4 protein-coding genes and 1 pseudogene are annotated in these 8,707 nt (G+C 65.1%); 3 read left to right on the top strand and 2 right to left on the bottom strand.

Features of this window, described 5'->3' with window-relative positions; all coding sequences use genetic code 11:
- Nucleotides 1–162 precede the first annotated feature (162 nt).
- Nucleotides 163–1,457: pseudogene (locus OL599_RS25475) on the top strand (IS701 family transposase).
- 295 nt (nt 1,458–1,752) lie between these two features.
- Here the strand turns inward: OL599_RS25475 and OL599_RS25470 are convergent.
- Nucleotides 1,753–2,784, bottom strand: a complete 1,032-nt coding sequence (locus OL599_RS25470; protein WP_264716873.1) for an IS110 family RNA-guided transposase — start codon at nt 2,782–2,784, stop codon at nt 1,753–1,755.
- 524 nt (nt 2,785–3,308) lie between these two features.
- Between OL599_RS25470 and OL599_RS25465 the strand changes: the two genes are divergently transcribed.
- A complete protein-coding gene (locus tag OL599_RS25465; protein WP_264716872.1) occupies nt 3,309–6,905 on the top strand; it encodes an alkaline phosphatase family protein in 3,597 nt (1,198 codons plus the stop codon).
- 152 nt (nt 6,906–7,057) lie between these two features.
- Complete coding sequence (locus OL599_RS25460; protein ID WP_264716871.1) at nt 7,058–8,401, top strand: IS1380 family transposase; 1,344 nt, start codon at nt 7,058–7,060, stop codon at nt 8,399–8,401.
- A gap of 111 nt (nt 8,402–8,512) precedes the next feature.
- Here OL599_RS25460 and OL599_RS25455 read toward each other — a convergent pair.
- The coding region (locus OL599_RS25455; protein WP_264716870.1) for a hypothetical protein at nt 8,513–8,707 on the bottom strand (195 nt) is incomplete at its 5' end.

Below are 8,707 nucleotides of genomic sequence, written 5' to 3'. Positions count from 1 at the left end.
CCCGTCAACCGCATCGCAGAACTGCTGCCCTGGAACGTCGACGGGATCCGCGCAAGGCTGGACCAGCGGCTCGCTGCCTAGCTGACGTCATGCAATATGCCCGCGCCTTAGGCGGACGCTTACCAGTTGTGTAGAGGACTGGGATTCAGTGGCGTATGCGCTGTGTTCCGGGCGAGCAACATTGGTCGGGATCTTGATGCGTGGCTGGCGCCGTTCCTCGGCGTGATCGGGCGTAGCACGCGGAGCAAGTGGGCGCCGCTGTACGTGCAAGGATCGCTCGGACCGGGCGGGCCGAAGAGTGTGCAGCCGATCGCCGCTCGGCTTGGCCTTGCTGGCCACGACCAGCTCCACCATTTCGTCGGCAGTCCGGCCTGGGATGATGCGCCGCTTTGGCGGGCACTGGCCGAGCAGGCGGATCGTCTGGTGGGTGGTGACGATGCGGTGCTTGTGATCGGCGACACGGCGCTGCCGAAGAAAGGCACGGCCTCGGTCGGGGTGGCGGGGCAGTACTGCGGCGCACTGGGCAAGCAGGCCAACCGTCAGTCCTTGGTGTCGCTGACGCTGGCACGCCGCGAGGTGCCCGTGCCGATCGGGCTGCGGCTCTTCCTGCCGAGTGCTTGGACCGACGATCCCGCACGCTGTGCCAAGGCTGGCGTGCCGGAGGCGGCGCGCATTGCGCAAACCAGGCCGCAGATCGCGCTGACCGAGATCGACCGATTGATGGCGGCGGGACTGCGCTTCGGCTGCGTGCTGGCGGATGCCGGATACGGCAGCGGGGCTGCGTTCCGCCAAGGGTCGAGCGAGCGCGGCCTGTCCTGGGCGGTCGGCGTTCCCCGTACCCTGGAGGTCTTCACCACCGGTGTCGGCTTGCTCTTCCCCCGAGCGAACCGGGGAAAGCCACGGCAGCATGCCGTGCCGAGTGAAACCGCCCGGGATGCCGTGGATGTGCTGGCCGGGTGTCTCTGGCGGCGCGTGGTCTGGCGGCAGGGCACCAAGGGTGCGCTCGCCGCGCGCTTTTCGGCTGTGCGGGTGCGGGTGGCCGATGGTCCGCGCAGCCCCCGCCACGGCCATTTGCCCGGCGAGGAAGTCTGGTTCATCGGCGAATGGCGCAGCAGCGGCGAGCGCAAATACGATCTCAGCAATCTTCCTGCCCGTACCGCGCTGCGGCGATCAAGGCGCGCTGGGTGTGCGAGCAGGCGCACCAGCAACTCAAGCAGGAACTCGGCCCCGGCGGCTTCGAGGGCCGTTCCTGGACCGGCCTACACCGACACGCTCTCATGACCTGCATCGCGTTCGCCTATCTCCAGCACCTGCGGCTTAAGGCCGCCGGGCGGGGGAAAAAATCTGCCGCCGAACGCACCGCCGCCGCGACCAACACCGCCTGAACTGCGCCGCGCCATCAGCACCCGCCTGTTCGCGCCACCACGACCGCCATCACGATGTCCGCATTGCCATAAGAGCCTGCTCTCGTCAGCCCTAAAGTGCCAAAGTAGTGCTTCTGTAATGGGCCTTTCGGTGTCAAGTCCTCCGAGTGACCATCTCGTCGCCGGGATCATGCTTCTGTCCGTGGTCAGCACGAAGGACTGCCACACCGTGCCATCAGATCCTGAGCCGACAGGTCAATCTAGAAGGCGTGGTTTGCCGAAGCTTCCACAGCACTACACCCGACCTTGCCTGACCCTCGTCCCGGCGACGGGACCTCGCAAGAAGCGGCGCCGGCGTTGGCCCGCTTCTCGAAAGCTTGCTCCTCCGTTACGCCGCTGCGGCGTCTTTGGTCCAACGGAATTCGCGTGCGTCGACCCACATCCGGTGCAGCACCATGGCAAGCTTGCGAGCAAGTGCGACTTTCGCCCGCTTCATGCCACGCCGCTTTGCTACCCCCATCGCCCAGCGCTTCAGGACGGAGAACCGCGTTGCTCGTGTGAGCATGATATGCGCTGCCTCGAAAAGCGCTGTTCGCACCATGACGTCACCAACTCGGCTGATCCCACCATCGATATCGGTTTCGCCGGATTGATACTTCTTCGGCGTCAGCCCGAAATACGCGCCGACCGTCCGCGATTTGCCGAACCGTTCGGGATCGTCGACAGCCGAGCGGTAGGTGATCGCGACAAGGGCGCCAACCCCTGGCGCGCTCATCAACCGCCAGCAGACATGGTCTGCACGCGCGATCTTCAGCATCTCGCGATGCAGGCGGGTGAACTCGTTCCACAGCGCAGCCCGTGCCTGCAGCATCGCGCGGATCACCGCCTCGAGGATGCCGTGGCCGTCAGCAAGCTCGCGGACACGCGCTTCAAAACGCCCACGGCTTACCTCGCCGACCTTGAGACCAAAGCCGCGTAGGATGCCCCGAATGCTGAGCTCGACATCGAGCAACTTGGACTGCAGCAGCTTGCGTCCGACCAGCAGGGCGCGCACCGCCTGGGAGCCGACCGACTTGGCGTGTACCGGCCGATACCATCCCATGCGCAGAAGCTGTGCGATGCCACGCGCGTCTTTCCGATCGGTCTTCACCGTCATCGCCGACAGCGCCGCCTTCACATGCCGGGTCTCGAGCAGCACCACCTCGAAACCAGCATCCACCAGCCCCTCCCGCAGCCATTGTGACAGCGGGCCAGCCTCAAGGCCAATGCGTGTTACCGGAAAGCCAAGCTCGGCAACAAGATGGCACAGCGCTTCTGGGCCGCTCGCCACCTTCGCCTCACGGACGATCGTCCCCTTGGCGTCCCCCATGCACAGGCTGCTCTCTTTCAGCGAGACATCAATTCCAACATAATACTCCATGGCTGTCCCTCGATGATGCTTGGGGCCGACCCATTCGGACCCCGTTCAACACACCATCACTCTGGGGGACAGCCACCTCCTCGCCTATCGCCAGGCTGCCAGCCCATTACGGCATCTAGTTCAAACACTTCAGGGCAATCGCTACGCGCTCCGAAAAACACGACACCAACTACCTCGCACTCATCAAACTCGCCGCAGCCGGAATCTGGATGCGGTTTATGAGTCGGTGGCCTAGACGAAATCACATGGCGGGCAGAGCTCGAAGATTGGCAATAAGACAAGATCTGTAACAAGACGCGGGAGACAAGATCACACTCGAATGGAACTGACCATTCAACGGCTCCTTGCCGAAGCAAAATCTCGCTTACTTGAGTCGCGAACCGATTACAAACGTGATTTAATTAATTTCCAAGCGGGGTTCACCCGTGTGAACCCACTCCATTCAGCTAGGTGACCCGGGTCGAGGGTCAGCCTTCTGTCAGCGGCGCGTCAGCCGCGCGTCTGGGTGTCTCGGAGGGAACAAGATGGCCGTACCAAATTACGATCACATCGTCGTCGTGGTGATGGAGAACCATGACTACAGCCAGATCATCGGCAACTCCCAGGCACCATACATCAACAGCCTCGCGGCCAGCGGTGCCCTCCTGACAAACTACGACGCCATCAGTCACCCGAGTGAGCCGAACTACTTCGCGATGTATGCAGGCAGCACGTTCGGCATCACCGACGACAATCATTACAGCGAGCCGGACCCGACCCTCGACACGATCCTGCAGGGAGCCGGAAAGACCTTCACCGGCTACGTCGAGGGTGGCGCCACCTCCTACGATCACAATCCATGGGAGTCGTTTCCAGAAGGTTTTTCGGTCGAGAAGGACTTCAGCACCTTTCCTTCCAACGGCAGCTTCTCGAGCCTGCCAAACGTCTCGTTCGTGGTCCCAAACGTGAACGATGACATGCACAACGGGACCATCCAGCAGGGCGACACCTGGCTCCAGAGCAATCTCAACAGCTATGTGCAATGGGCCACGAACAACAACTCGCTGCTCGTTGTCGTGTGGGACGAAAGCGACACCGACCCGAGCGATCACGTCGCCGCCATCCTTTACGGCGCTCATGTCATGCCGGGCGCCTACAACACCGCCTATAATCACTACAATTTGCTCAGCACGCTTCTGGCGGCAAACAATCTCACTGGCCCACGCAATGCCGCCACGGCAACTCCGATCGATGTTTTTAGTCCTGGTACGGGAGGAACGCTGGCGGGCCAGGTGCAGCTAAGCGGCGCCACCGAGGGGGTGGCGCTGGCGGCCGGCACGACCGTCGCCAGCTTCACCGATACCAACACGGCCGATCCCGCCGGCGGCTTCAACGCCAGCATCAGCTGGGGCGACGGCACGAGCTCAGCCGGCGGCATCAGCGGCGCGAACGGATCGTTCACTGTTTCGGGCGGCCACACCTACGCCGACGAGGGAAGTTTCCTGCTCTCCGTCGCGGTCACCCGCACCGCCGACAACGCCACCATCACGCCCACCGGCGCGGTGACGGCGGCCGAGGCCGACGTGCTGACGCCGCAAGCCGCAACCATCACGGGCACCGCCCAGCAGGCGCTGAGCAACGTGACCGTGGCGACCTTCACCGACAGCAACAGCGCCAATGCAGCGGGCGACTTCACCGCCAGCATCAGCTGGGGCGACGGCTCCACCTCGGCCGGCGTGGTCAGCGGCACGAACGGCACGCTCGCGGTCTCCGGCTCGCACACCTACGCCAGCGCCGGCACCGACCCGGTCGCCGTGACCCTGACCGACGACACCCCCGGAACCGCCGCCGCCACCGCCAACAGCACCGCCCAGATCGGCGGTGGTCCGGGGGCGCTGGCGGGCCAGGTGCAGCTAAGCGGCGCCACCGAAGGGGTGGCGTTGGCCTCCGGCACGGCCATCGCGCGCTTCACCGATACCAATTCGTCCGACACCGCTGCTGGCTTCACCGCGAGCATAACCTGGGGCGACGGCACCACCACGGCCGGCACGGTCACCCGGGCGAACAAAGGATCGTTCCTGGTCTCGGGCGGTCACACCTACGCCGACGAGGGCAGCTTCCCGTTGTCTGTCGCAGTCACCCGCACCGCGGACGGCACCAAGATCACGCCGACGGGGACGGTCGTGGCGGCGGAGGCCGACGTGCTGACGCCGCACGCCGCAACGATCACCGGCACCGCGGGCCAGGCGTTGAACAACGTGACGGTTGCCACCTTCACCAACGGCGACACGGCCAACCCGGCAGGCGACTTCACTGCAAGCATCACCTGGGGCGACGGCACGACCTCCGCCGGCACGGTCAGCGGCTCGGACGGTAGTTACTCGGTCACCGGATCGCACACCTACACCGCCGCCGGCACTGATGCGGTTGCCGTGTCCCTGACCGACGATGCTCCCGGCACTGCCAGGGCGACCGCCAACAGCCCCGCCCAGATCGCGTCGGGCGCAGGAACGCTGGCTGGCTCGGTGCAGTTGAGCAGCGCGACCGAGGGGTCGGCGCTGGCCTCCGGCACGACCATCGCAAGCTTCACCGATACCAATTCGTCTGATACCGCCGCCGGCTTCACCGCGAGCATCACCTGGGGCGACGGCACCACCACGGCCGGCACGGTCAGCGACGCGAACGGATCGTTCTCGGTCGCGGGCGGTCACACCTACGCCGACGAGGGCAGCTTCCCTTTGTCGGTCGCGATCACTCGCATCGCTGACAACACCAAGATCACGCCGACGGGAACGGTCGTGGCGGCGGAGGCCGACGTGCTGACGGGGCAGGCCACGACGATCACCGGCACCGCGGGCCAGGCACTGAACAACGTGACGGTTGCCACCTTCACCAACAGCGACACGGCTAACCCGGCGGGCGACTTCACTGCAAGCGTCACCTGGGGTGACGGCACGACCTCCGCCGGCACGGTCAGCGGCTCGAACGGCACCTACTCGGTCGCGGGATCGCACACCTACGCCGTCTCCGGCACCGATACGGTCGCCGTGTCCCTGACCGACGATGCTCCCGGCACTGCCAAGGCGACCGCCAACAGCACCGCCCAGATCGCGGCGGGCGGGGGTGGTGGCGGTCGGGCGATCAGTAGCCCGACGACGGGACCGGTTGTCCTCGCGGCGACCAACGGTCCCCTGACGGTTACCAACTCCGGCGCGATAACCTCTACGGGGGGGAACGTCGATGGCGTTGACGGCCCGGCCAATGCGACTGCGACCGTCATCAACTTCGGCAGCGTCAGCGCAGCCGGGGTGAACGGCGCCGGCGTTTACCTGCAGGCTGGCGGCAGCGTAACCAATAGCGCTGGCGCCTCCATTTCGGGAGACTACGGAGTCGAAATCGCCGGGGCTCCCGGAACGGTATCCAACAGCGGCACAATATCAGGCACCACGGATGCCGTGCTCTTCGTCAACAGCGGCTCGAACAGCGTGGTGGTTAATCCGACAGCGGCGTTCAAGGGCCTGGTCGATGGCGGCTCGGGCGCGAACGCCCTTGAACTGGCCGGCGGCACCGGATCGATCAGCGGTCTGTCCGGTGGCTCCGGCACCGTCACCGAGAACGGCAGCTGGTCGTTCGCAAGCTTCCAAACGGTCAGCGTGGACACCGGCGGCACCTGGACGTTGAACGGGGGAAACGTCCCAACGATTGCCAATAATGGCACTGTCAATGTCAGTGGCTCGCTCGACGTGTCCTCGGCCATCGATCCGACAAGCAGCGGGCTGTTCCAGCTTACGTCCGATGCAACGCTGGAGGTCGCCGCGGCCATCGGCAGCAATGCGCGAATGACGTTCCTGAGCCCGAGCGAACTGGTGATCGACAATCCGCTCACGTTTGGCAGCAACGTGGGTTCCGCCTCCTATGCGGGGTCCACGCTGCAAAGCTTCGGCGCGGGGGACATGATCGACCTCAAGCAGTTCGGCCAGACGGGTGCGGCTACACAGTATGACACCTCGACGGGCCTGCTGCAGATCTCCAACGGCACCCAGCAGCACGCGTCCCTTGACTTCCAAACATCCAGCCTGGGCAGCGGCTCATTCCACGTCGCTTCCGATGGCAGTGGAGGCATCCTCGTCACCCTGAGTTGAGAGGCGATAACGCTCGGGTACAATACCTAGCCGCCCTTATTCATGGCATGGCGGGGATTCGCTTGGCGGGTGTCGCGTAAGCGGCTGATCTTGTTTACGGATTGGGTGTCGAGACCGATCCACTCACCCGATCATTGCGAGCCACACCCGCCATGCACGACGATACGATTGAGCCGTTCGGGTTTCCAGCCGTCGGACGCAAGAAAGTCACTGCTGCGTTTGATGGAGGACGCATCACCTCCGACGGTGGCGTGATGCTGCTGGCCGCCGCCGAGCGACGCATGGGGATCGCCCAACGGCTGGCGGCATTGATCGCCGACCCGCGCGATCCGCTGCTGGTGACGCACAGCGTCGCGGACATTCTGCACGCCCGCATGCTCGCCATTGCCTGTGGCTATGAGGACGCTGATGACCTCGATCATCTGCGCACTGATCCCGGCTTTCAGTTGGCGTGTGGGCGCTTGCCCGACACCGGCAACGATCTGTGCTCACAGCCGACGGTGTCGCGCTGGGAGAATGCGCCCACCCTGCGCGAGGTGGTGCGCATGACCTACGCCATGATCGACACCTATTGCGCGAGCCACGCCCGTCCTCCTGCCGCCGTTACGCTGGACCTCGATGACACCGTCGATGTCGTGCATGGCCATCAGCAGCTGTCGCTGTTCAACGCACATTACAACGAACGCTGCTTCCTGCCGATCCATGTCTACGACACCGCGACCTCCCGCCCGGTGGCGGTGCTGCTGCGATCCGGCAAGACGCCATCTGGGGACGAAGTCCGCCACCATCTGACGCGCCTCGTGCGGCGTATCCGCAGCCATTGGCCGACCACGCGACTGACCATCCGCGGCGATGGTCACTACGGCCGCCCCGAAGTGATGGCACGGTGCGAGGCCAATGCTGTGGACTTCATCCTTGGCCTGCCGGGCAACGCCGTTCTGAGCCGCCTGGTCGAGACCGCCGCCGACGATGTCCGCGTCCGTCGCGCCGAGGCCGCCGCGCCGGTGCTGCGCCGCTATGCCGAGACCCGCTATGGCGCCAAATCCTGGGGTTGCGAGCGGCGCGTGGCGGTACGGATTGAAGCCACAACTCAGGGCTTGGACATCCGCTACGTGGTGACCAATCTCGACGTCGGCAGCGCCGAGTGGCTCTTCGGCACACTGTATTGCGCCCGCGGGCAGGCCGAGAATCTGATCAAGCTGCACAAGAGTCAGCTCGCGTCCGACCGCACCAGTTGCCGCTCGGCACGCGCCAATCAGGTGCCTCTCGTGCTGCACACCGCGGCTTACTGGCTGATGCTGACGGTGCGCGACGCTATCCCCAAACCTCAGACCCTCGCGACGGCCGAGTTCACCAGCTTGCGGATGCGTCTGCTCAAGATCGCCGCGCGCATCACTGAGACCGCCACACGCGTGCGCCTCGCCTTCGCCGCGGCGTGCCCCGAAGCTGAATTGTTCCGCGGGATCGCGCGCAGCCTCCAGCCCGCCGGACCGTGACAGGTGGGGCAATCGCCCCCGAACTCACCCGATCCCCACAACCCCAACGCCCATCATGAACCGGACCGAAATCGCGATGAAACAGGCGCCACGCACGTCCGCGCTCCCCGCTCACGCAGCCACAGGAGCGACGACGGGCTGAATAAGACGGGCTAGCATCCTTGGCTTTCCGGCGACCGTGATCTCGGTCGATCCCGAGATCTGGTAGATGATGCCATTGGCGGCCGAGACGTCACTCCGCCCGCCTGGCGGAAGGGTGACACGCACGGTCCTGAAATAGAGCGGCGTGTCGGCGACCGTCGGGAC

This window comes from Limobrevibacterium gyesilva (assembly GCF_025989185.1).
GTDB classification, from domain to species: domain Bacteria; phylum Pseudomonadota; class Alphaproteobacteria; order Acetobacterales; family Acetobacteraceae; genus Limobrevibacterium; species Limobrevibacterium gyesilva.
The sequence above is the reverse complement of the archived record's forward strand: the minus strand, read 5'-3'. Positions and strand labels throughout refer to the sequence as shown.

Excerpts from the sequence above, each read along its gene's own strand:
- OL599_RS25465 (WP_264716872.1), top strand. The coding sequence starts at position 3,309 with ATGGCCGTACCAAATTACGATCACATCGTCGTCGTGGTGATGGAGAAC.
- OL599_RS25460 (WP_264716871.1), top strand. The coding sequence starts at position 7,058 with ATGCACGACGATACGATTGAGCCGTTCGGGTTTCCAGCCGTCGGACGC.
- OL599_RS25470 (WP_264716873.1), bottom strand. The coding sequence starts at position 2,784 with ATGGAGTATTATGTTGGAATTGATGTCTCGCTGAAAGAGAGCAGCCTG.